The organism is Kosakonia oryzendophytica (genome assembly GCF_027886705.1).
GTDB lineage: Bacteria > Pseudomonadota > Gammaproteobacteria > Enterobacterales > Enterobacteriaceae > Kosakonia > Kosakonia oryzendophytica.
This window is the reverse complement of record NZ_CP115659.1, coordinates 981,637-1,004,260: the sequence shown is the minus strand read 5'-3', so window position 1 is coordinate 1,004,260 and position 22,624 is coordinate 981,637. Positions and strand designations below refer to the sequence as shown.

General features: G+C 55.0%; 25 protein-coding genes and 2 tRNA genes. 6 read left to right on the top strand and 21 right to left on the bottom strand.

Translation table 11 applies throughout. The annotated features are described in order from the left end of the window. Positions 1-6 precede the first annotated feature (6 nt). Both O9K67_RS04815 and O9K67_RS04810 read right to left on the bottom strand, forming a co-directional pair. Entirely contained in the window at positions 7-1,434 is a 1,428-nt protein-coding gene (locus tag O9K67_RS04815) for a non-oxidative hydroxyarylic acid decarboxylases subunit C (RefSeq protein ID WP_061493363.1), read from the bottom strand. Continuing rightward, positions 1,434-2,027, bottom strand: a complete 594-nt coding sequence (locus O9K67_RS04810; protein WP_061493362.1) for a non-oxidative hydroxyarylic acid decarboxylases subunit B — start codon at positions 2,025-2,027, stop codon at positions 1,434-1,436. The genes O9K67_RS04815 and O9K67_RS04810 overlap by 1 nt, the downstream gene beginning before the upstream one ends. A gap of 170 nt (positions 2,028-2,197) precedes the next feature. Here O9K67_RS04810 and O9K67_RS04805 point away from each other — a divergent pair, with 170 nt between their 5' ends. After that, positions 2,198-2,608, top strand: a complete 411-nt coding sequence (locus tag O9K67_RS04805) for a MarR family winged helix-turn-helix transcriptional regulator (protein ID WP_061493361.1) — start codon at positions 2,198-2,200, stop codon at positions 2,606-2,608. 59 nt (positions 2,609-2,667) lie between these two features. Here O9K67_RS04805 and rpoS read toward each other — a convergent pair whose 3' ends face one another. The 13 genes from rpoS to cysG all read right to left on the bottom strand — a co-directional run bounded on the left by rpoS (position 2,668) and on the right by cysG (position 13,974). Continuing rightward, on the bottom strand, positions 2,668-3,660 hold the full coding sequence (gene rpoS / locus O9K67_RS04800; protein ID WP_271044641.1) for an RNA polymerase sigma factor RpoS: 993 nt from the start codon (positions 3,658-3,660) through the stop codon (positions 2,668-2,670). A 125-nt stretch (positions 3,661-3,785) separates the two neighbouring features. Then, a complete protein-coding gene (gene nlpD / locus O9K67_RS04795; protein WP_061493359.1) occupies positions 3,786-4,910 on the bottom strand; it encodes a murein hydrolase activator NlpD in 1,125 nt (374 codons plus the stop codon). Positions 4,911-5,025: 115 nt separating this feature from the next. Beyond that, the gene (locus O9K67_RS04790; RefSeq protein ID WP_061493358.1) at positions 5,026-5,652 is read right to left on the bottom strand and encodes a protein-L-isoaspartate(D-aspartate) O-methyltransferase; all 627 of its coding nucleotides are present in this window, start codon (positions 5,650-5,652) and stop codon (positions 5,026-5,028) included. Next, positions 5,646-6,407, bottom strand: a complete 762-nt coding sequence (surE, locus tag O9K67_RS04785; protein ID WP_061493357.1) for a 5'/3'-nucleotidase SurE — start codon at positions 6,405-6,407, stop codon at positions 5,646-5,648. The genes O9K67_RS04790 and surE overlap by 7 nt, the downstream gene beginning before the upstream one ends. Then, positions 6,388-7,437: a tRNA pseudouridine(13) synthase TruD gene (truD, locus tag O9K67_RS04780; protein ID WP_061493356.1), complete on the bottom strand. Its 1,050-nt coding sequence runs from the start codon at positions 7,435-7,437 to the stop codon at positions 6,388-6,390. The genes surE and truD overlap by 20 nt, the downstream gene beginning before the upstream one ends. Then, on the bottom strand, positions 7,434-7,913 hold the full coding sequence (ispF, locus tag O9K67_RS04775) for a 2-C-methyl-D-erythritol 2,4-cyclodiphosphate synthase (protein ID WP_061493355.1): 480 nt from the start codon (positions 7,911-7,913) through the stop codon (positions 7,434-7,436). The genes truD and ispF overlap by 4 nt, the downstream gene beginning before the upstream one ends. Further along, entirely contained in the window at positions 7,914-8,624 is a 711-nt protein-coding gene (ispD, locus tag O9K67_RS04770) for a 2-C-methyl-D-erythritol 4-phosphate cytidylyltransferase (protein ID WP_061493354.1), read from the bottom strand. It lies immediately after the preceding gene. An 18-nt stretch (positions 8,625-8,642) separates the two neighbouring features. Further along, positions 8,643-8,981, bottom strand: a complete 339-nt coding sequence (gene ftsB / locus O9K67_RS04765) for a cell division protein FtsB (protein ID WP_061493353.1) — start codon at positions 8,979-8,981, stop codon at positions 8,643-8,645. Positions 8,982-9,157: 176 nt separating this feature from the next. Beyond that, positions 9,158-9,487, bottom strand: a complete 330-nt coding sequence (locus tag O9K67_RS04760; protein ID WP_061493352.1) for a DUF3561 family protein — start codon at positions 9,485-9,487, stop codon at positions 9,158-9,160. Positions 9,488-9,598: 111 nt separating this feature from the next. Next, positions 9,599-10,204 carry an adenylyl-sulfate kinase gene (gene cysC / locus O9K67_RS04755; RefSeq protein WP_061493351.1) on the bottom strand — a complete coding sequence of 202 codons (606 nt, stop codon included), beginning with the start codon at positions 10,202-10,204 and terminating at the stop codon, positions 9,599-9,601. Next, entirely contained in the window at positions 10,204-11,631 is a 1,428-nt protein-coding gene (gene cysN / locus O9K67_RS04750; protein WP_061493350.1) for a sulfate adenylyltransferase subunit CysN, read from the bottom strand. The genes cysC and cysN overlap by 1 nt, the downstream gene beginning before the upstream one ends. Before the next feature lie 9 nt (positions 11,632-11,640). Then, complete coding sequence (gene cysD, locus O9K67_RS04745) at positions 11,641-12,549, bottom strand: sulfate adenylyltransferase subunit CysD (protein WP_061493349.1); 909 nt, start codon at positions 12,547-12,549, stop codon at positions 11,641-11,643. Positions 12,550-12,558: 9 nt separating this feature from the next. Beyond that, a complete protein-coding gene (cysG, locus tag O9K67_RS04740) occupies positions 12,559-13,974 on the bottom strand; it encodes a siroheme synthase CysG (RefSeq protein ID WP_061493348.1) in 1,416 nt (471 codons plus the stop codon). Between the two features lie 236 nt (positions 13,975-14,210). Between cysG and O9K67_RS04735 the strand changes: the two genes are divergently transcribed. Beyond that, complete coding sequence (locus tag O9K67_RS04735; RefSeq protein ID WP_061493347.1) at positions 14,211-15,251, top strand: aminopeptidase; 1,041 nt, start codon at positions 14,211-14,213, stop codon at positions 15,249-15,251. Between the two features lie 75 nt (positions 15,252-15,326). Here the strand turns inward: O9K67_RS04735 and rlmM are convergent, their stop codons facing one another. The 4 genes from rlmM to O9K67_RS04715 form a co-directional block, all read right to left on the bottom strand. After that, a complete protein-coding gene (gene rlmM / locus O9K67_RS04730; RefSeq protein WP_061493346.1) occupies positions 15,327-16,427 on the bottom strand; it encodes a 23S rRNA (cytidine(2498)-2'-O)-methyltransferase RlmM in 1,101 nt (366 codons plus the stop codon). Next, the gene (locus O9K67_RS04725) at positions 16,420-16,815 is read right to left on the bottom strand and encodes a DUF423 domain-containing protein (protein WP_061493345.1); all 396 of its coding nucleotides are present in this window, start codon (positions 16,813-16,815) and stop codon (positions 16,420-16,422) included. Before O9K67_RS04725 ends, rlmM begins: the two co-directional genes overlap by 8 nt. A 39-nt stretch (positions 16,816-16,854) precedes the next feature. Then, positions 16,855-17,769, bottom strand: a complete 915-nt coding sequence (gcvA, locus tag O9K67_RS04720; protein ID WP_061493344.1) for a glycine cleavage system transcriptional regulator GcvA — start codon at positions 17,767-17,769, stop codon at positions 16,855-16,857. 350 nt (positions 17,770-18,119) lie between these two features. Next, positions 18,120-18,350, bottom strand: coding sequence for a YgdI/YgdR family lipoprotein (locus tag O9K67_RS04715; protein WP_061493343.1), 231 nt, complete (start codon positions 18,348-18,350; stop codon positions 18,120-18,122). A 192-nt stretch (positions 18,351-18,542) separates the two neighbouring features. On the opposite strand from O9K67_RS04715, the gene csdA reads away from it, so the two are divergent. Continuing rightward, complete coding sequence (gene csdA / locus O9K67_RS04710; RefSeq protein WP_061493342.1) at positions 18,543-19,748, top strand: cysteine desulfurase CsdA; 1,206 nt, start codon at positions 18,543-18,545, stop codon at positions 19,746-19,748. Then, positions 19,748-20,197, top strand: coding sequence for a cysteine desulfurase sulfur acceptor subunit CsdE (gene csdE / locus O9K67_RS04705; protein WP_061493341.1), 450 nt, complete (start codon positions 19,748-19,750; stop codon positions 20,195-20,197). The genes csdA and csdE overlap by 1 nt, the downstream gene beginning before the upstream one ends. On the opposite strand, the gene tcdA is transcribed toward csdE, so the two are convergent. Next, the gene (tcdA, locus tag O9K67_RS04700) at positions 20,182-20,994 is read right to left on the bottom strand and encodes a tRNA cyclic N6-threonylcarbamoyladenosine(37) synthase TcdA (protein ID WP_061493340.1); all 813 of its coding nucleotides are present in this window, start codon (positions 20,992-20,994) and stop codon (positions 20,182-20,184) included. The two genes, csdE and tcdA, sit on opposite strands and share 16 nt — an antisense overlap. 74 nt (positions 20,995-21,068) lie before the next feature. Then, positions 21,069-22,166 carry a murein transglycosylase A gene (gene mltA / locus O9K67_RS04695; RefSeq protein ID WP_061493339.1) on the bottom strand — a complete coding sequence of 366 codons (1,098 nt, stop codon included), beginning with the start codon at positions 22,164-22,166 and terminating at the stop codon, positions 21,069-21,071. A 207-nt stretch (positions 22,167-22,373) separates the two neighbouring features. Here mltA and O9K67_RS04690 point away from each other — a divergent pair. Further along, a tRNA-Met gene (locus O9K67_RS04690) sits at positions 22,374-22,450 on the top strand. A gap of 50 nt (positions 22,451-22,500) precedes the next feature. Beyond that, positions 22,501-22,577: transfer RNA gene (locus O9K67_RS04685), tRNA-Met, on the top strand. Positions 22,578-22,624 lie beyond the last annotated feature (47 nt).

Here is a 22,624-nt window from a genome sequence, read left to right as displayed (position 1 = left end):
CGCTCCTTATCGACGATTCGCCAGCATGGCGGTTAGTTTTTCGGTCCAGTCTTTGGTCTCCGGCAGATCGCGTACCGGCTGGCTATAGTGACCGCGGTTATCCGGTGCGACTGGCGTGGTTGCATCGATAATCAGTTTGTCAGTGATCCCTGCCGGGCTGGATCCCGGATCCAGCTCCAGTACCGACATATTCGGCAACTGAACCAGATCGCCTGCCGGGTTCACTTTTGACGACAGTGCCCACATCACCTGAGGCAAGTTAAACGGATCGACATCTTCATCCACCATGATCACCATCTTCACATAGCCCAACCCGTGCGGCGTGGTCATGGCGCGCAACCCAACGGCGCGGGCAAAACCACCGTAGCGTTTTTTTGTTGAGATGATGGCCAGCAACCCGTGCGTATACATGGCGTTCACCGCCTGGACTTCCGGAAACTCGGCTTTGAGTTGCTGATACAGAGGAACACAGGTGGCAGGCCCAATCAGATAATCAATCTCTGTCCAGGGCATGCCAAGATAGAGTGATTCAAAAATCGGCTGGTTGCGGTAAGAGACTTTATCAATGCGTACCACCGTCATATTGCGCCCGCCGGAATAGTGCCCGGTGAACTCACCAAATGGCCCTTCGATTTCACGCTTACGCCCTTCTATCACCCCTTCGAGGATCACTTCAGACCCCCACGGCACATCGAAACCAGTCAGCGGCGCGGTGGCAATCGGATACGCTTTTTCGCGCAGCGCTCCCGCCATTTCATATTCCGATTGATCGTATTTCAGCGGCGTTGCGCCCATTAGCGTGATGATCGGTTCATTACCCAGCGAAATCACTATGGGTAAATCTTCACCGCGCTCTTCCGCTTTATGCAGGTGCAGCGCGATGTCATGCATCGGCACCGGTTGCAGGCCCAACTTGCGTTTACCTTTGACTTCCATGCGGTAGATACCGACATTCTGTTTACCAAAATGGTCGGGATCGGTCGGGTCGCGAGAAACCACGCAGGCTTTATCGAGGTAAAATCCGCCATCGCCATCGTTGAGGCGGAACAGCGGCAGAATGTCGAATAAGTTGATGTCGTCACCGTCAACGCAGTTCTCCGCCCATGGGGGATTGTCGCGGCGTTCTGGCGCAACCGGGAAGGTATCCCAACGGCGAATAAATTCATCAATCTGCTGCTTCACGGGGGTATTGGGTGGTAGTCCCATGGAAATCGCATGGTTTTGCCACGAACCGATGGTATTCATGGCTACGCGGGCATCCACAAAGCCGCGAATATTATCGAACCACAGTGCGGGCGCGCCTTCACCGATGCGGCCTGTCGCGTTCGCAGCGGCGGCCAGATCCGGCTCGGCATTGACCTCTTCACTGATCCTGAGCAGTTGTCCCTGGTCTTCCAGCGCGTTTAAAAAACCACGCAAATCATCAAAAGCCATTATGCATTCTCCTGTGAAAAATTCTGTGCCGCCTGCAAGCCGGCCCAACGTTTGGCCTGCGGCAGCGACAGACCAAACTGATCCAGCACGCGCGCAACAATATGCAGCGTGATGTCTTCAACCGTCTGCGGATGGTTGTAATACGCGGGCATCGGCGGCACCATGGCGACGCCAAGTCGGGACAGCGCCAGCATGTTTTCCAGATGGATGGCGCTCAGTGGCATTTCGCGCGGGACCAGCACTAACTTACGTCCCTCTTTCAGCACCACATCGGCGGCGCGTCCTACCAGCCCTTCAGCATAACCCGCGCGAATACCAGCCAGTGTTTTCATACTGCAGGGGATAATGATCATGCCGTCGGTATGGAAAGATCCGGATGAGATCGTGGCTGCCTGATCCGCCGGGTTATGGCAGTAATCCGCCAGCGCGGCGACATCGCGGGCGCGAAAAGGCGTTTCCAGCTCAATGGTGGTTTTTGCCCATTTCGACATCACCAGATGGCTTTCGACGTCTGGCATCGCTTGCAATGCCTGCAATAGCGCCACCGCTAATGGCGCGCCCGTTGCGCCGGTCATTCCTACAATCAGTTTCATCTGGCACCTTATTTTGTTCGTACACGAACATTGTGGCAATAACTTACGCTTGCCCCAAAAGAGTGACAAGAGAGTCACGGCGTTAGTCGCATAAAAGGTTAAAAACAGAGGCGTTATAAAGCGGCGCGGAAGCCGCTATGATAAAAGGAAGATCATGATGTGGAGTGCACATGGAATTAAGAAACGAAGCGTTTCACCTGTTACGCCAGCTCTTTCAGCAGCACACAGCGCAATGGCAGCAAGCGTTGCCAACGCTGACAAAGCCGCAGTATTCGGTGTTACGCTCCATTGCCGAACATCCGGGGATTGAACAGGTGATATTGACGGAAGCGGCGGTCAGCACGAAAGCAACGCTGGCGGAGATGCTCAGCCGCATGGAGAGCCGAGGACTGGTGCGTCGGGAAAGCGATCCTGCGGATAAGCGTCGACGGTTTGTTTATCTGACGAAAGAAGGCGAAACATTGCTGGCGGCGAGCATTCCTGTTGGCAACGACGTGGACGAAGCGTTTTTAGGCCGACTTACCGCTGAGGAACGACAGGCGTTTTCGCTGCTCATCAGGAAGATGATGGCAAAAGCGTAATGCCAGAAATGAAAAAGGCCGGGTCATCTGCGACCGGCCTTTTTGGCTTGAATGGGTGCTTATTCGCGGAACAGCGCTTCGATATTCAGCCCTTGCGTTTGCAGGATTTCGCGCAAACGACGCAGACCTTCAACCTGAATCTGGCGAACACGTTCACGAGTGAGGCCAATTTCGCGGCCCACATCTTCGAGCGTCGCAGCTTCATAACCCAGCAGACCGAAACGACGCGCCAGCACTTCACGCTGTTTGGCATTCAGTTCGAACAGCCATTTGACGATACTCTGTTTCATATCATCGTCCTGCGTGGTGTCTTCCGGGCCGTTATCTTTCTCATCGGCCAGGATATCCAGCAGCGCTTTTTCAGAATCACCGCCCAGCGGTGTATCAACTGAGGTAATGCGCTCGTTGAGACGCAGCATACGGCTGACATCATCAACAGGTTTATCAAGCTGTTCGGCTATCTCTTCCGCACTCGGTTCGTGGTCCAGCTTATGGGACAACTCACGCGCGGTGCGCAGATAAACGTTCAGCTCTTTCACAATGTGAATCGGCAGACGAATGGTACGGGTTTGATTCATGATCGCCCGTTCAATGGTCTGACGGATCCACCAGGTGGCGTAAGTCGAGAAACGGAACCCACGTTCCGGGTCAAACTTCTCAACGGCGCGGATTAACCCCAGGTTGCCCTCTTCAATCAGATCCAGCAGCGCCAGACCACGATTGCTGTAACGACGGGCAATCTTCACCACCAGACGCAGGTTACTTTCAATCATGCGACGGCGTGAGGCTACGTCACCTCGTAATGCACGGCGTGCGAAATAGACTTCTTCTTCGGCCGTCAATTGTGGGGAATACCCGATTTCCCCAAGGTATAGCTGAGTTGCGTCTAAAACACGCTGGGTAGCACCCTGCGATAACAGCTCTTCTTCCGCCAGGTCGTTATCACTGGGTTCCTCTTCTACTAAGGCTTTTTCGTCAAAAACCTCTGCTCCGTTCTCATCAAATTCCGCATCTTCATTTAGATCATGAACTTTCAGCGTATTCTGACTCATAAGGTGGCTCCTACCCGTGATCCCTGGGCAAAGCACCGGAACACTCATCACTGTGCTCATTGCAGCGGCATCTGCGCACACTGCAATGGCTCAAATGGGGAGTGCTTCAACCACTTTGCACCGATTTATCGCTGCGGCAAATAACGCAGCGGGTTTACGGATTTCCCCTTGTAACGAATTTCAAAATGCAAGCGTGTAGAACTGGTGCCGGTGCTACCCATGGTAGCTATTTTCTGCCCCGCCTTAACTTCTTGTTGTTCCCGGACCAGCATCGTATCGTTATGGGCGTAGGCACTCAGGTAATCATCGTTATGTTTAATGATGATGAGATTCCCGTAACCGCGCAGCGCATTACCGGCATAAACGACGCGCCCATCTGCGGTCGCGACAATAGCCTGTCCTTTGCTACCCGAGATATCGACCCCTTTATTGCCACCTTCGGTAGCAGAGAAGTTGTCGATAACTTTGCCGTCAGTCGGCCAGCGCCATGCTGAGATTGGCGAGCTGGTTGATGTACTGCTGACAGTCGGTTCGGTCGTGCTGACAGAAGGTGCCGTAACAGGCGCTGTGACCACGGTCGCAGGCTTGTTGTTAGGCAACATTTTATTAGCACTTTGTTCACCTGAATCTTCAGAATACGTAATTGTCGGTTTCGAAGCAACCACCACGGTTGAATTTTGTGCAGGTTTTGAGACGATTCCTTGCGCAGATGCATCAGCCTGAGTTATTGCATTACCACCTGTGATTGGCGCACCAGATGCATTACCCACCTGGAGCGTTTGTCCGACCTCCAGACTATACGGCGCAGCGACATGATTGCGTTGCGCTAAATCACGGAAATCGTTCCCGGTGATCCACGCAATATAAAACAGCGTGTCACCACGTTTAACGGTGTAAGTACTGCCGCCGGCATAGCTGCCTTTTGGAATATTGCCGTACTGGCGGTTATAGACAATGCGCCCGTTCACAGTCTGCACAGGCTGCTGGGCGACCGGTTGGATTTGCGCAGGCTGAACGCTGTGGCGCTGAACCGGCTGGATTGCCGGTTGCTGCTGCGATGCCGAGCCAATTTTGGGCGGCGGTGTGATGAGCATTCCTGAACCGGAATGGGAACTTGTACCGGCGTTACCGCCAACCGAGCTCACTGGCGCAGGCGCGTTAGTGGAATTTGAACACCCTGCCAGCCAAAGTGAAACCAGCGACAATGCCGCAATACGACTTACGGTGAATTTAGGGCTTCCCGTGCTCATTTTTCCCCCAACAATATGTATGATACCAATGACTTAATAATTACCGTGTACGTCAGCGGCAAATTTGCCCACCATACGCTGTTATCGCCTGAAAAACCCAGGAAAACTCTGTTTCTCAGGCCAGTTCGCCCCGCACCAGCGGGACAAAACGTACGGCTTCCACGGTATCGATAATAAATTCGCTGCCCCGCCGACGAACACGCTTCAGTTGTTGGTGTTCGTCGCCCACGGGCAAAACGAGAATTCCGCCTTCATCCAGTTGCGCCATCAGCGCAGCCGGAATCTCCGGCGGTGCGGCGGTCACGATGATGGCATCAAACGGCGCACGGGCCTGCCACCCTTGCCAGCCATCGCCGTGACGTGTAGAAACATTATGTAAATCAAGCTGTTTCAGGCGGCGACGCGCCTGCCACTGTAGCCCTTTGATGCGTTCAACGGAACAGACGTGGTGCACCAGTTGCGCCAGAATCGCCGTCTGGTAGCCGGATCCGGTGCCAATCTCCAGCACGCGGGAGGCGGGCGTCAACTCCAGTAGCTCCGTCATACGCGCCACCATGTAAGGCTGGGAAATGGTTTGCCCCTGGCCAATCGGCAGCGCAACGTTATCCCACGCTTTGTGTTCAAACGCTTCATCGATAAATTTCTCGCGCGGCACGCGCGACAAGGCCTCAAGCACTTGCTCGTTTTTAATGCCCTGCGCACGTAATTGCGTGAGAAGATCCTGAACGCGTTTGCTTACCATTGCCTGTTCACCCCGGCTCGCTCCAACCAGCCCGAGACCACATCATGCGCGCTGTAAGCGGTTAAATCCACATGCAGCGGCGTCACCGACACATACCCCTCGTCGATGGCAGCAAAATCGGTGTCCGGTCCGGCGTCACATTTTTCCCCCGGAGGGCCAATCCAGTACAGCGTGTTGCCACGCGGATCCTGCTGCGGAATCACCTGATCGGCGGGATGACGGCTGCCGCAGCGGGTCACGCGAATGCCTTTGATCTCCTCAAGCGGAAGATCCGGCACATTGATATTCAGGATACGACCGGTACGCAGCGGCTCACGGTTAAGTGCACGCAGAATTGAGCAGGTGACGGCCGCCGCCGTTGCATAATGGGTATGCCCGTTGAGCGACACAGCCAGCGCCGGGAATCCCAAATGACGACCTTCCATTGCAGCAGCAACGGTGCCGGAGTAGATAACATCATCGCCAAGATTCGGCCCGGCATTAATACCGGAGACAACCACATCCGGACGCGGGCGCATCAGCGCATTCACGCCCAGATAGACACAATCCGTTGGCGTGCCCATCTGTACGGCGATATCGCCGTTATCAAACGTGAAGGTGCGAAGTGAAGATTCAAGCGTAAGCGAATTAGACGCGCCGCTGCGGTTACGATCGGGTGCGACAACTTGTACGTCGGCAAATTCCCGGAGAGCCTTTGCCAGCGTCTGAATGCCCGGCGCATGGATCCCGTCATCGTTACTCAGCAATATTCGCATAATCACCCGATGTGTTGATAAGTTCCCTGACCACACTGGTGGCAAAACTTCCCGCCGGGAGCCAGAAACGTAGCTCGACGGTAACGTCATCCCACCAGTTCCAGCGAAGCGACTGCGGGTAAAGCAGCATCGCGCGGCGCGCCGCCTCGACTTTTTCCCGCACCAGCAGCGCCTGTAATTCCGGCGCGTCGGCGATAGCGTGTTGCTCAAAGGCCAGCGCCTCACGCTGCGCTCCCCATTCGCCGCAGCCAGGCAGCGATGCGGTGATCATTAACGCTTTGGCATCCACGCGAGCCTGCACGTCAGCGCGTTCGTCCTCGGTTGCGACGAACCAGCTTCCGCGCCCCGCTAATTGTAGCGCATCGCCGTCAACAACTTGATTAAAGTCCGGTTTTTTCAGACGCTCGCTAACCATTTGATTAAACAACGCACTGCGGGCCGCCGACAACCAAAAACTGCGTTTGTTGCGATCGCGCACCGGGGCATTGCTTTGCGCCCAGCGCAACGCGCCCTGGACGTTACTGCCGCCAATGCCAAAGCGCTGAGCGCCGAAATAGTTCGGCACACCGCGCTCCGCAATGGCCTGCAAACGTGATTCGACATCCGCGCGATCGCTCACCTCACGCAATACCACCGTAAACGCATTACCCTGCAAAGCACCGAGGCGCAACTTACGTTTATGACGGGCATACTCCAGCACTTTGCACCCTTCCAGCTCAAAGGCGCTGAGATCCGGCATGGCATTCCCCGGCACACGAGCGCACAACCACTGCTCTGTGACAGCATGCTTATCTTTCTGCCCGGCAAAACTCACTTCCCGCGCGGGAATTTTAAGGAATTTTGCCAGCGCATCCGCAACAAAACGCGTGTTACAGCCGTTTTTCAGAATACGTACAAGAATATGCTCGCCCTCGCCGTCTGGCTCGAAACCGAGATCTTCCACCACCACAAAATCTTCCGGGTTGGCTTTTAAAATGCCCGTCGCTGTCGGTTTGCCATGCAACCAGGTCAGATTCTCAAAATCGATCATTTTGCCGCCTTCACCAGCAACACCACCGCTTCACAGGCAATGCCTTCGCCACGACCGGTAAAGCCAAGCTTTTCGGTGGTCGTGGCTTTCACGTTGACGTCATCCATGTGGCAGCCAAGATCCTCGGCAATAAACACGCGCATCTGCGGAATGTGCGGTAACATTTTCGGCGCCTGGGCGATGATCGTCACATCGACGTTGCCAAGTGTATAGCCTTTGGCCTGGATGCGACGCCACGCTTCACGCAGCAGCCCGCGGCTATCCGCGCCCTTAAACGCCGGATCGGTATCCGGAAACAGTTTACCGATGTCGCCCAACGCCGCTGCGCCAAGCAGGGCGTCCGTGAGCGCATGTAGCGCGACGTCACCATCGGAATGCGCCAACAGGCCTTTTTCGTAAGGAATGCGCACGCCGCCGATGATTATCGGGCCTTCGCCGCCAAACGCGTGTACGTCAAAACCGTGTCCAATGCGCATTTATGCTTTCTCCTGGAGGTCTGAATGGGTCAGATAGAATTCTGCGAGTCGTAAATCTTCAGGTCGGGTGACTTTAATATTATCCGCACGCCCGGCAACCAATTCCGGGTGAAAGCCACAATGTTCCAGCGCGGAGGCCTCATCGGTGATGATAGCCCCTTCATTCATCGCCCGAATCAGGCAATCGTGAAGGAGTTCCAGCGGGAAAAACTGCGGCGTCAGCGCATGCCATAAATCATTACGTTCAACCGTATGGGCAATGGCGGTTTTACCTGGCTCGGCACGCTTCATGGTGTCGCGTACGGGGGAGGCAAGAATACCGCCGACGCGGCTGGTTTCGCGCAGTTGCAGCAGGCGGTTTAAATCGTCCTGACACAGGCAAGGACGCGCGGCATCATGCACCAGCACCCACTGCGCGCCCACGGCGGCTTTCAAACCAGCGAGCACGGAATCGGCGCGTTCAGCGCCACCGTCCACGACAGTGATCTGTGGATGACGGGCGAGCGGTAAGCGGGCAAAACGTTCGTCGCCAGGGCTGACGGCGATGATCACCCGGCCAACGCGCGGGTTAACGAGCAGCGCGGAAACCGCATGCTCAAGGATCGTTTTATCGCCAATGGAGAGATATTGCTTAGGACATTCCGTTTGCATGCGGCGGCCGAATCCGGCTGCCGGCACCACGGCACAGACGTCCGGTATCATTGCTGACATGTCGTAAACCCGGGACTGTTAAGGTCTGTTTTGTGTATTTTGTGAATTCTGCGTGTTTTGCGTTGACCCCGGCGCGCGTTTCGATGCGTCCGGCACCAGACGATAGAATGTTTCGCCCGGTTTGGTCATGGTCAATTCGTTGCGTGCGCGTTCCTCAATCGCTTCCTGACCGCCGTTGAGATCGTCAATTTCGGCGAAAAGCTGATCGTTGCGCGCTTTTAATTTGGCGTTAGTCGCCTGTTGTGCCGCTACATCTTCGCTGACGCGGCCGTAATCGTGCAGACCATTCTTGCCAAACCACAGTGAGTACTGTAGCCAGACCAGCAAAGCCAGCAATAGCAGCGTTAGTTTACCCATCCTGCCCCCTGAAAAACGGCATCATCATCCCATAACTTTTCGTCAGACTCCACTCCGGGGTCTGGTGATACCGCACAAGCGCCAGACTTTAGCATATTTCACTGCCGAACCGTAGCCCACCCCGTATCCCGGATACATTGTCTTAACATGCGTTACGGTTTGACGTATGCATGCCCTCAGCCGAGCAGCCACATAAACAGCACGCCGAACATGGCGATCACGGTCAGCAATGTCGCCACGCTACTGTACAGCAACTTACCGTCGAGCAGTGAATGCAACGCAATGCCAACCACCACCGAAACGGGCATCAGCGCAAGGAAGAAGGGCCAGGTGTAGAGAAAGAAAAAGAGCGTGTTGGGGCCGTAAATCATAAACGGGATCGCCAGCGCCACCAGCCATGCAACGAACCCCACAACGGCCCCAGGGAGCGACCATGTGGTTTCGTCGGCGGTCGTCGTAGAAAGCGACTCCGACCTGGAGAGGGTGATGTTCTGACTATTACGCATATCTGATCCTGTTACCTTAACGACCGGCAAAGGGGGGATACGCGCAATCATCAGGCAACGTGGAAATTAATGCCGGGCCACCTGATGATGACGGGTATCGCCAGTACCGTCTCAGGATCTGATAATATCGCCCTGTCGGAGGAGATCTAATAATTGGCTTACCAAATTTGTTACCAATTGTTCACCATCCAGATGAACCTCCGCAGAGAGCGGCGCTTCATAAACCGAGTCAATGCCGGTGAAGTTACGCAGCTCACCAGCACGCGCTTTTTTATATAATCCCTTAGGATCGCGTGCCTCGCAAATTGCCAATGGCGTATCGACAAACACTTCGATAAAACGCCCTTCCCCAAGCCGCTCGCGCACCATCTGGCGCTCCGCGCGGTGTGGAGAGATAAACGCCGTCAACACCACCAGCCCTGCGTCGACCATCACTCTGGCGACTTCACCCACCCGGCGGATATTCTCTTTACGATCGGCATCGCTAAAGCCCAGGTCGCTGCACAACCCATGGCGAACGTTGTCGCCATCCAGCAAATAGGTGCTCACGCCCGCGCGGTGCAGCGCCTCTTCCAGCGCCCCGGCGACGGTTGATTTACCCGAGCCGGAGAGCCCGGTAAACCACAGTACAACACCACGGTGACCGTGGAGTTGTTCGCGCTGCTCAGCCGTAACCGGATGTGCATGCCAGACGACATTTTCGTCATGCTGCGCCATTACTGACCTCCCAGCAGATCGCGTGCGCCCCAGTGCGGGAAGTGCTTGCGGATAAGCTGGTTCAGCTCCAGCTCAAAGGCGCTGAATTCAGAAGTGCGGGTCTGTTGCCCGGCATGAACTTCACGCACCATGCCAGCCCCAACGGTTACATTACTTAGACGGTCAATAAAGATAACGCCACCGGTAACCGGGTTCTGCTGGTATGCATCGAGCGTTAGCGGCTCATCAAAGGTGACATCGACAAGCCCAATGCCGTTCAACGGCAGGCTTTCCACCTGGCGCTGAGTGAGGTTATTGATGTCAACCTGATACTGGATGTTATCCACGCGCGCGCGGGTCTTTTTACCGGCGACTTTAATGTCGTAGCTTTGACCCGGTTGCAGCGGTTTTTCTGCCATCCACACCACATCGAGCGAAGCACTCTGCACTGCTGGCAGGGTTTCCTGCGCATCGAGGATCAGATCGCCGCGGCTGATATCAATTTCGTCTTTCAGCACCAGCGTAATCGCTTCACCGGCGGCCGCTTCCGGTAAATCGCCATCGAAAGTGACGATACGGGCAACTGACGACTCCACGCCAGACGGCAGGACTTTAATGCGCTGACCCACTTTCACAATACCGGACGCCAGCGTACCGGAAAAACCACGGAAATCGAGGTTCGGGCGATTCACATACTGCACCGGGAAGCGCATCGGCTGCGTATCCACCACGCGCTGGATCTCAACCGTTTCCAGCACTTCCAGCAGCGTCGGACCGCTGTACCATGGCATTTGCGGACTCTGGCTTGCGACGTTGTCGCCTTCCAGCGCCGAGAGCGGCACAAAACGGATATCCAGATTCCCTGGCAGTTGTTCTGCAAAGGTCAAATAGTCCTGACGGATGTTCTCGAAGGTCTCTTCGCTAAATGCCACCAGGTCCATTTTGTTGACCGCCACCACCAGGTGCTTAATACCCAGCAGCGTGGAGATAAAGCTGTGACGGCGCGTCTGATCCAGCACGCCTTTACGGGCATCGATCAGCAGGATCGCCAGATCACAGGTCGAGGCCCCGGTCGCCATATTACGGGTGTACTGTTCATGCCCTGGGGTATCGGCAATGATAAATTTGCGTTTTTCGGTGGAGAAATAGCGATAGGCCACGTCAATGGTGATGCCCTGTTCACGCTCTGCTTGCAGGCCATCCACCAGCAAGGCCAGATCGAGCTTCTCACCCTGCGTACCGTGACGTTTGCTGTCGTTGTGCAGCGTAGAGAGCTGATCTTCATAAATCTGGCGGGTGTCATGCAACAAGCGGCCAATCAGGGTGCTTTTCCCGTCATCGACGCTGCCACAGGTCAGAAAGCGCAGCAGGCTTTTGTGCTGCTGAGCATGCAGATACGCTTCGACGCCGCCTTCATTAGCAATTTGTTGTGCGATTGTGGTGTTCATGGCGGCTCCTTAGAAATATCCCTGACGTTTTTTCAGCTCCATGGAGCCGGCCTGGTCGCGGTCAATCACGCGGCCCTGACGTTCACTGGTGGTGGAAACCAGCATCTCTTCGATGATCTCAGGCAGCGTTTGCGCATCCGACTCCACGGCACCGGTGAGAGGCCAGCACCCCAGCGTACGGAAACGTACCATTCGTTGTTCGATCACTTCGCCCGGTTGCAGATCGATTCGGTCGTCATCGATCATCATCAGCATGCCATCACGCTCAAGCACCGGACGTTCCGCCGCCAGATACAGAGGAACAATCTCGATATTTTCCAGGTAGATGTACTGCCAGATATCCAGTTCAGTCCAGTTTGACAGCGGGAACACGCGAATGCTTTCGCCCTTGTTAATCTGGCCATTGTAATTATGCCACAGCTCCGGGCGCTGGTTTTTCGGGTCCCAACGGTGGAAACGGTCACGGAACGAGTAAATACGCTCTTTGGCGCGGGATTTTTCTTCGTCGCGACGCGCGCCACCGAACGCAGCATCAAAACCGTATTTGTTCAGCGCCTGCTTCAGCCCTTCGGTTTTCATGATGTCAGTATGTTTCGCACTGCCGTGCACGAATGGGTTAATGCCCATTGCCACCCCTTCCGGGTTCTTATGCACCAGCAGCTCACAGCCGTAGGCTTTCGCGGTACGGTCACGGAATTCATACATCTCACGGAATTTCCAGCCGGTATCCACGTGCAGCAGTGGGAACGGCAGCGTGCCCGGATAGAAGGCTTTACGCGCAAGATGCAGCATCACACTGGAATCTTTGCCGATGGAATACATCATCACCGGGTTGGAAAATTCGGCGGCCACTTCGCGGATGATATGGATGCTTTCCGCCTCCAGTTGTCGCAGGTGGGTGAGTCGTTTTTGGTCCATAACCATTCCTTAAGCCAGATTAATCACAGAAGCGTCAAACGCGTCCGTTCCTGTCGTATGCCGGAACCAGGCGAGTTCGCGATGAAGCCCAACCACCTCGCCCACCACTAACAAGGCGGGCATTGGGGCGGCTTTCGCCAGTTCCTCAAGTTGTTCTAATGTGCCAGTAGCCACATGCTGATCCGTGCGCGTACCGCGGGAGATGACCGCCACTGGCGTAGTGTTATCACGACCGTGGGCGATCAGTTGCGTGCTGATTTCCGCGGCCTTCATCGTCCCCATATAGATAGCCAGCGTCTGGCGGCTTTGCGCCAACAGCGACCAGTCGAAGGGGGTGCTATCGGCTTTATAATGCCCGGTAACGAACGTCACGCTCTGCGCGAAGTCCCGGTGTGTCAGTGGAATACCCGCATAGGCGGTCGCACCGGATGCAGCCGTCACGCCCGGCACCACCTGAAAAGGAATACCCGCTTCCGCTGCGGCCTGTAACTCTTCTCCACCGCGACCAAAAATAAACGGATCGCCTCCCTTCAGGCGCACTACCGTTTTGCCCTCGCGGGCGGCATCCACCAGCATGCGATTGGTTTCATGTTGTGCAACCGCATGTGCCCCGGCGCGTTTACCTACACAAATTTTTTCCGCATCCCGGCGGGTCAGCTCCAGCACCGCATCGCTGACCAGATGATCGTAAAACACCACATCGGCTTGCTGAATCACCTGCAAGCCGCGCAACGTCAGCAAGCCTGCGTCGCCCGGCCCCGCGCCGACCAGAATAATTTCCCCACTCGCTGAGCCCGGCTGCGTCAGTTCCGCTTCCAGCGCTTTCTCCGCTGCGGGTTCATCACCTGCGGCCATCAGGCTGGCAAAACGCCCGCGAAAGGCGCTTTCCCAAAAACGGCGACGTTCATCGGTGGTCCGACGAAATGCTTTAATACGTGTGCGCCAGCGCCCGGCGACGTCCGCCATGCGCCCCAGATTGCCGGGTAACAACGCTTCAATCTTTTCACGCAACAGGCGCGCCAATACCGGTGCGTTACCGCCGGAGGAGATCGCCACCAGTAGCGGTGAACGATCAACAATCGACGGGAAAATAAAGGAGCACAGCGGCTGATCATCAACCACATTGACCAGCCGGTGGCGCGCGTTGGCGGCATCAAATACCCGGCGGTTCAGCGCGGCATCATTGGTGGCGGCAATCACCAGAAAAACGCTGTCCAGTTGTGACTCGTCAAAGGTTGTCGCCACCCAGTGAATAGCCTGCCGTTCAGCAAGCTGTTGCAGCGACGCATCCAGGTGTTGCGCCACAACCTTTACCTGTGCGCCTGCACGACGCAAAAAAGCGATTTTGCGCGCGGCAATTTCGCCACCGCCAATCACCAGAACGGGGCGGTCTTTTACAGCAGCAAACAGCGGAAGGTAATCCACAACGCAACAACTCACTCGTAGCCAGCAATACAGGGACTATAGGGGGCGGTTTAGAACGAATGAAATTACGAATTGGAATGAGTAGTTCCGCAAAGGAATAACGCCTGTGCAAAGCAAATATCAAAAAGTGCTTAACGCGTGTCTTTTCGCACGGTTAAGAAGAAATGAAATTGTGTAAACCCGGTCACAGTTTCATACTAAGCGCGTCAAAATTTTTGCTGCATAAAGGACTCTCTATGTTTTCCGCATTGCGCCACCGTACCGCTGCCCTGGCGCTCGGCGTATGCTTTATCCTTCCGGCGCATGCCCGCCCTTCCCAACCCGGTGAGTTTGCTAATGAGCAGGCACGCCATATTGCCACTCTGTTTCCAGGCCGAATGACCGGTACACCTGCGGAAATGCTCTCTGCCGACTATTTGCAGCAGCAGTTCATGCAGATGGGTTATGAGAGCAATATCCGTAAATTTAAAACCCGTTACAGCTATACGGCGAAAGATAAGCAGCAGAGCTGGCAAAACGTTACCGGCAGTACGGTGATCGCCGCGCATGAAGGCAAATCGCCGCTGCAAATTATTATTATGGCGCATCTCGACACCTACGCGCCGCGCAGCGACGCCGATGTGGATAACAATCTGGGCGGCTTAACCTTACAAGGAATCGATGATAACGCCGCCAGTCTGGGCGTCATGCTGGAGCTGGCGCAGGCGCTCAAACAGGTGCCAACGCAGTACAGCATTCGTTTTATCGCCACCAGCGGTGAAGAAGAGGGCAAGCTCGGCGCACAAAACCTGCTTGATCGCATGAGTGAAGCAGAGAAGAAACACACCCTGCTTGTGATCAATCTGAACAACCTGATCGTCGGCGATAAACTCTATTTTAATAGCGGTAAAAACACCCCGGCTTCGGTGCGTAAACTGACGCGGGATCGTGCGCTGGCGCTTGCCCGTACGCAGGGTATTCTCGCCATGAGCAACCCAGGGCTTAACGCCAGTTATCCTAAAGGCACCAGTTGCTGCAACGATGCAGAAGTGTTTGATAAAGCGGGGATCCCGGTGCTGTCGGTGGAGGCCACGAACTGGTCGCTGGGCAATAAAGATGGTGAACAACAACGCGCAAAATCGAAAACTTTTCCCGACGGCGTCAGCCATCACAATCCGCGACTGGATAACCAGCAATATATTGACCGGGCGCTGCCAGGACGCATAGAACGCCGCAGTCGTGATGTTATGCGCATCATGCTGCCGTTAGTGAAAGAACTGGCCAAAGCCGGCAAATAACACGGACAAAAACGCCTGCCTATGCAGGCGTTTTTTCAGACTGTTCAGGCAACAAGCGCACCTGATGATGTGAGACTAACGCTCGTCGCGTCGCCCGCCGACCGCGGCCCACATCCGGCGTACATGTACCGTCACTTCTTCACGATCGTGGTACAGCTGTCGCGCCTGAATCTGCGCGGCGACACCGTGTTCATCAAGCTGCGCCTGAATATACGCCAGGTTGTTGGAGACCTCTTCGTAGCGTTTTTTCATCGGCAGTTTAAGGTTAAAAATGGTTTCGCGGCACCAGCCTTCAGTCAACCATTGCGCCATCAGCGCAGCGACTTTCGCCGGTTTCTCCACCATATCGCACACCATCCATGAGATGTTGTTGCGATTGGGGCGATAGCGGAAGCCATCTTCCCGCAGCCAGGTCACCTGACCGGTATCCATCAGACTTTGCGCCATCGGGCCGTTATCCACTGAGTAAACCCACATGTTGCGTTTTACCAGCTGATAGGTCCAACCGCCAGGGCATGCGCCAAGATCGACAGCATACATTCCATTGGCCAGGCGCTCGTCCCACTCATCCTCAGGGATAAAGACGTGGAACGCCTCTTCCAGCTTTAACGTTGAGCGGCTCGGCGCGTCGGATGGAAATTTCAGACGCGGGATGCCCATATAGAACGGTGAGTTATTAAAGGAGTAAGAATACCCGGTATAGCAGCAGCCAGGCGCAATAAAAAAGACATGCACCACCGGACGTTTTGGCGAATCACTGCGCGCCAGCACGCCCGCTTCACGCAACGCTGAACGCAGCGGCACGGTGAATTTGCGACAGAACTTCATCAGCTCTTTGCTTTCGTTGGTGTCAGCCACTTCAACCCGCAGATCGCCGCCTTTCTCCACCACACCTTGCAGCATACCGACAATCGGCGTAATACGATCCTCTGGCGGCAAGTCCTTCAGTAATTCCCCCACCACAAACATCTGACGGGCGAAAATCAGGCTATTAAACGGCAGTTCGCGCGCCAGCTTATCTGCATCGCTTTCCTGATAACATTCAAAAACAACATAGCCCGCGTTTTCTTTTACGCGCGCAAAACCGAACACCTCAAGACGCCCGGCCTTATCGGTAATTTCTGCTGCGCACTCTTTCTCAAAACCCGGGCGGCACAGCAACACCACTTTATTCATGAACAACGCCCTTACGTTTCAGACGGATCGCGCCAGTAAACATCAATGCCCAGCCGATTAAAAAGCAAACGCCACCGACTGGCGTAACAAACACCCACAGGCGTAAGTGAGAGAGCGCCAGGCAATAAAGGCTGCCGCTAAACAGCACGGTACCCAATGCCAGGAAAACGCTGCTCCAGTAGAACCAGATGCTAATACGGCGCTGCATGGCAACCGCCAATCCCAGCACCGCAAGCGTATGAAATGCCTGATAGTCGAGGCCGGTCTGGATCCAGCTCATATCCACCGACCCCAAAGATTTACTCAAAACATGTGCGCCGAATGCGCCCAGCGCGACATAGACAAAACCGCTCACCGCGGCGAAAATCAGCATAAAACGGCTGGTCATGAGATTACCCTAAAAGTCATACGCGCCGTTGCGCGCGAATTATTGTTCGTAACGGAAACGAAATTTTTCCTGTTCGTTTGCCGCTTTTGCCAGTATCCACTGTCGAAAGGCGGCTATTTTACCCAGTTCTGCCTGACTGTCATGACAAACCAGATAAAACGCATTTTTACTGACCAAAACATCGTTAAAAGGACAAACCAGCCGGCCTGCCTCAATTTCGGACTGCGCCATCACATTATTCGCCAGCGCGATCCCCTGTCCGTGGATAGCCGCCTGCAGCACCATCGAGCTGTGGCTGAATATCGGCCCTTGCTGGACATTAAGATTAAGACCTAACTGGCGCGTATAAGTTTGCCAGTCGCGACGGGATGCGTCGTGTAATAACGTGTGCTGCGCCAAATCATCTGGCTTTTTCAAGGGCTTATCGCCTGTAAGTAACAGCGGAGAACAGACCGGAAGCAGATATTCGGCGTACAATTTTTCCACGCGCAGCCCTGGCCAGTTGCCGCGACCGTAAAAAATGGCTACGTCGACATCGTCAGCCAGTTTATCTTCTTCACGATCCACAGCCTGAATACGCACATCGATTCCCGGATAAGCTGAGTTAAAGCTGGAGAGTCTTGGCACCAACCATTGAATGGCAAAACTGGGTAACAAACTGACCGTCAGCGCACCTTTGGCGCTGCGCGCCTGAAGCTTACGCGTCGCCTCATTAAGCTGTGAAAATATCTCTTTGATGTCCTGAAAATAACTCTGCCCCTCTTCAGTAAGCAGCAGAGAACGGTTACGTCGGCGGAAGAGTTTCAGCCCGAGAAAATCCTCAAGAGACTTGATTTGGTGGCTTACTGCGGCCTGCGTCACAAAAAGCTCATCGGCAGCGCGAGTAAAACTCAAATGGCGTGCAGCGGCATCGAAAACGCGTAATGCATTTAGTGGTGGTAATCGCTTTGACATGGTTATCAGGCTTAGATGTTAACTCAATTTAACAAACAGGAAACAAGGGTTAACCTATTAGTTTTTTTTATCTGAGCCATTATAAATTGTCCGTTGAGCTTCTACCAGCAAATACCTATAGTGGCGGCACTTCCTGAGCCGGAACGAGAAGCTTTTTTTGGAATGCGTGTTCTGAAGGGCTTTTGGCTTACGGTTGTGATGTTGTGTTGTTGTGTTTGCAATTGGTCTGCGATTCAGACCCCGGTAGCAACGCTACCCCTTTTTCACTTCCTGTACATTTACCCTGTCTGTCCATAGTGATTAATGTAGCACCGCAAAATTGCGGTGCTTTTTTTTACCCAAAATCCGGCCTATTTTTTCTCCAGAGCGACCATCTCTTTCACGTCTGAACGGTTAATCTGCTGCTCATTACCATTCGCATCTTTATAGGAAATCATCCCGGTCTGATCATCTGTTTTCGGTTTCCCTTCCGAGACGATGGTGCGTCCATCATTGGTGTGTAACGCGTAATTCGGACCAGAACAGGCGCTCAGGGTAAAAGCAAACATACATGCAGATATAATTGCGGCAGTCTTTTTCATGTTCTTCTCCTTCTGGCAATTAATGCTGTGAAAACCTCTTTCAGGAAGAGGCCAAAACATTTACCTAACACTATTCAGCATAACCTGCTTCTCCGGCCCTGCCAGGACAAACAGACTATTCCGATGGAGCGCAACGTTCTTGCTACGCCGGACAAATTGCGCGACGATCCGGCTATTGGTATGAGGAGTCCCATGAACGCATTTAACCCATCGCTATTTCGCGCCCAGTTTCCGGCGCTGGCTGACGCTGGCGTCTATCTGGACAGCGCCGCCACCGCTTTAAAACCGCAGGCAGTGATCGATGCCACACAGCAGTTCTACAGCCTGAGCGCGGGGAATGTGCACCGTAGCCAGTTCGCGCAAGCACAGCAGTTAACCGCCCGCTATGAAGCCGCCCGCGATCAGGTCGCCGCGCTGGTGAATGCACCATCCGGTAAGAACATTGTCTGGACGCGCGGTACAACGGAATCCATCAATATGGTCGCTCAGTGTTACGCCCGCCCACGCCTGCAACCGGGCGATGAGATCATCGTCAGCGAGGCCGAGCACCACGCCAATCTGGTGCCATGGCTGATGGTGGCGCAGCAAACCGGCGCACGGGTCGTCAAACTGCCGCTGGGCGCTGATCATCTGCCGGATATCGCGCAACTGCCGCAATACATCACCTCACGCAGCCGTATCCTCGCACTGGGACAGATGTCGAACGTCACGGGCGGCTGCCCGGATCTGGCGAAAGCCATCACGCTTGCTCATGCGGCTGACATGGTGGTCATGGTCGATGGCGCACAAGGCGTGGTGCATTTCCCGGCGAATGTGCAGAGCCTGGATATCGATTTTTATGCGTTTTCCGGCCACAAGCTCTATGGCCCCAACGGCATTGGCGTGCTCTACGGAAAAACCGAACTGCTGGATGCCATGTCACCGTGGCTCGGTGGCGGCAAGATGATCACCGAAGTGACCTTTGACGGTTTCACAACCCAGCCAGTCCCTTACAAACTGGAAGCGGGCACGCCTAACGTCGCCGGGGTAATTGGCCTGAGCGCGGCACTGGAATGGCTGAAGACGCATGATATCGCGCAGGCGGAAAGCTACAGCCGCGGGCTGGCAACCCTTGCAGAAGAGCGCCTGGCGCAGCGCCCTGGGTTCCGTTCCTTCCGTTGTCAGGACGCCAGTCTGCTGGCCTTCGACTTTGCTGGTGTGCATCACAGCGATATGGTGACATTGCTTGCGGGGTACGGCATTGCGCTGCGCGCCGGTCAACATTGCGCTCAGCCGCTTCTGGCGGCGCTTGGCGTCAATGGCACATTGCGGGCATCTTTCGCTCCTTATAATACGCAACACGATGTGGATGCGCTGGTGAACGCCGTTGACCGCGCCCTGGACATACTGGTGGATTAATGACAAACCCCGTTTTTGCCGGACATCCGTTCGGCACTGTGATCACCGAAGCAACGCTGCGCCAGACCTTTGGCGTGCTGACCCAGTGGGAAGATAAATACCGGCAATTAATCTTGCTCGGAAAGCAGTTACCTGCGGCAACGGACGCGCTGAAAGCACAGGCGCGGGAGATCCCCGGTTGCGAAAATCGTGTCTGGCTGGGAGCAATGCCCACGGCAGATGGCACCCTGCATTTCTTTGGCGACAGTGAAGGCCGAATCGTACGCGGGCTGCTGGCGGTATTACTGACCGCCGTAGAAGGTAAGCGCCCGGCGGAGTTGCTGGAACAGGATCCGCTGGCGTTTTTTGATGAACTCGGCTTGCGCGCCCAGCTTAGCGCTTCACGCAGTCAGGGGCTGGCGGCGTTGGCTGCCGCCGTACAGGATGCTGCCCGTCAGGCGTTAGCCTGACGTTCTGCTTTTGCCATCAGTTTTTTCAGTGCGTGGGACACCGCAACAAAACCAAAGGTGGCGGTAACCATTGTCGCCGCGCCAAAACCGGATGCGCAATCCATGCGTTTTGGCCCTTCTGCCGTGCTTTTCATCGCGCATACGGAACCATCCGCCTGCGGATAAACCAGCGCTTCCGTGGAAAAAACGCAGTCCACACCAAGCTTGCCTTTGCTGTTTTTTACCACACCGAAATCGCTTTTCAGCCGCTCACGGAGTTTCGCCGCAAGCGGATCCTGGATGGTTTTCGCCAGATCGCTTACCTGGATCTGCGTTGGATCGATCTGCCCACCCGCACCGCCGGTGGTGACCAACGGGATCTTGTTTCGACGACAGTATGCGATCAATGCTGCTTTCGGACGCACGCTATCGATAGCGTCAATCACGTAGCTGAAGCCCTGATCCAGCAGTTGCGCCACGTTGTCGGCAGTGACGAAATCATCGACGCCCGTCACCACGCACTCCGGATTGATTTGGCGGATGCGATCAGCCATCACTTCCGCTTTTGCCAGACCCACATTGTCACGCAAGGCATGAATCTGACGGTTGGTATTGGTCACGCACACATCGTCCATATCAATCAACGTAATCGCACCGATTCCGGTTCTCGCCAGCGCTTCCGCGGCCCAGGAGCCGACACCGCCAATGCCCACCACACAAATATGTGCGTCGGCAAACCATTGCAGTGCATTTTCACCGTACAAACGCGCCGTACCGCCAAAGCGCTGGCGCCAGGCATCGCTGATGACTACAGACATAAGACCTCAGAAATGAAGAATAAAGACAGGAGTTCCCCTCACCCGGAATCGGGAGAGGGGGAAGTTTATCACACTCAGCCGCTGAACACGCCGCCAGCGCCCGGTGCATTTTTCAGCACCCAGACGCGGCCATAATGGTTATACCATCCGGCACGGTGACCGGCATCCGGGCCAATGCCCTGATAAATATCAAAATGCTGCCCTTTAATCGCACCGCCAACATCCAGCGCCACCATCAGGCGCAGCTCATACTGGCCATTAAATTTGCCGTTGTTATCAAGCTGCGGCACTTCCGCCAGTAGCGTCGTACCCGGAGGGATCACGCTACGATCGGAAGCCACAGAGGCACGGCCAACCAGCGGCACTGCACTGGCACCTTTCACCGGTGCCCAGGATTGCGGCTTAAAGAACACGAATGAGGCGTTCTCTTCCAACAGTGCACGCACTTCTGATTCACTGTGCTTCGCCCCCCATTCCCGGATGGCCTGCATCGACATGTCTTCTTTCTTCACTTCACCACGGTCGATCAACACCTTACCGATACTGCGGTAGGGATGACCGTTTTTACCGCCATAGCTGAAGAAGTTAAGTGGGCTACCGTCGCCAAAATCGATATAGCCGCTGCCCTGCACGTCCATAATAAAGTTGTCCATCAGCGAGTTGCTGTAAGCCAGCACATAGCTGTCGCTCAGCGCACCGGCATAGATTTCGGCACGGGACGGCAACCGTCCGCGTTTGGACGGCATACGATAGATAGGGTACTGGAATTCGCCCTGGCGCGTGTGTCGCGCCTGTATCACAGGGGTGTAATAACCGGTGAACTGCACGTTGCCGTAGTTATCCGTGCCTTCCATCTGCCAGGCGTCGAGGCCGTATTGACGTAAAGTGCGAGTATCGCCTCCGGCTCGCAGCCACTCCTGGATAGCGTTATACACGTTGCTTTGGCTGCTATAGAGGCGCGGCGCTGCGCTGCGGATCTGGCTCACCTGCTCGGAGAAATCACCGGCATTGATTGGCGCGCCAACGGCGTCAGGCTGGTTGACCAGGGAAAACGGCTGGGAAAATTTCCCGTCTTTATACTGCTGACCGCGATCGGTCGGTTTAGAAGTACAGGCTGCGAGGATAGCAACCATCGCTCCCGTGAGTGCATACTTAACCCAACGTCCTTTCATTCTCTCTCATCTTCTGAATTAACCCGGAGCGAGGTGAAGATAACAAACCCCACTCGCTAATGAAATGCGCCAGCGCAACCCAACACAAATTTCGTTCAAAAAACGAACTGATTGTATTGTTTTTACGCATAATCTCCGCAAATTACGTATTGGGGCAAAAAAAAGGTTGCATCAAAAAGTTTGCAGCGTATAGTGCGCATCCACGGACGCGGGGTGGAGCAGCCTGGTAGCTCGTCGGGCTCATAACCCGAAGGTCGTCGGTTCAAATCCGGCCCCCGCAACCAATTAAAATGTGAAGAAAAACGTTTACATGATGGAAGTGTAAACAGACGGACGCGGGGTGGAGCAGCCTGGTAGCTCGTCGGGCTCATAACCCGAAGGTCGTCGGTTCAAATCCGGCCCCCGCAACCAACACAATAAACACCTTAACGGGTGTTTTTTTGTTTCTGCGTTGCAGT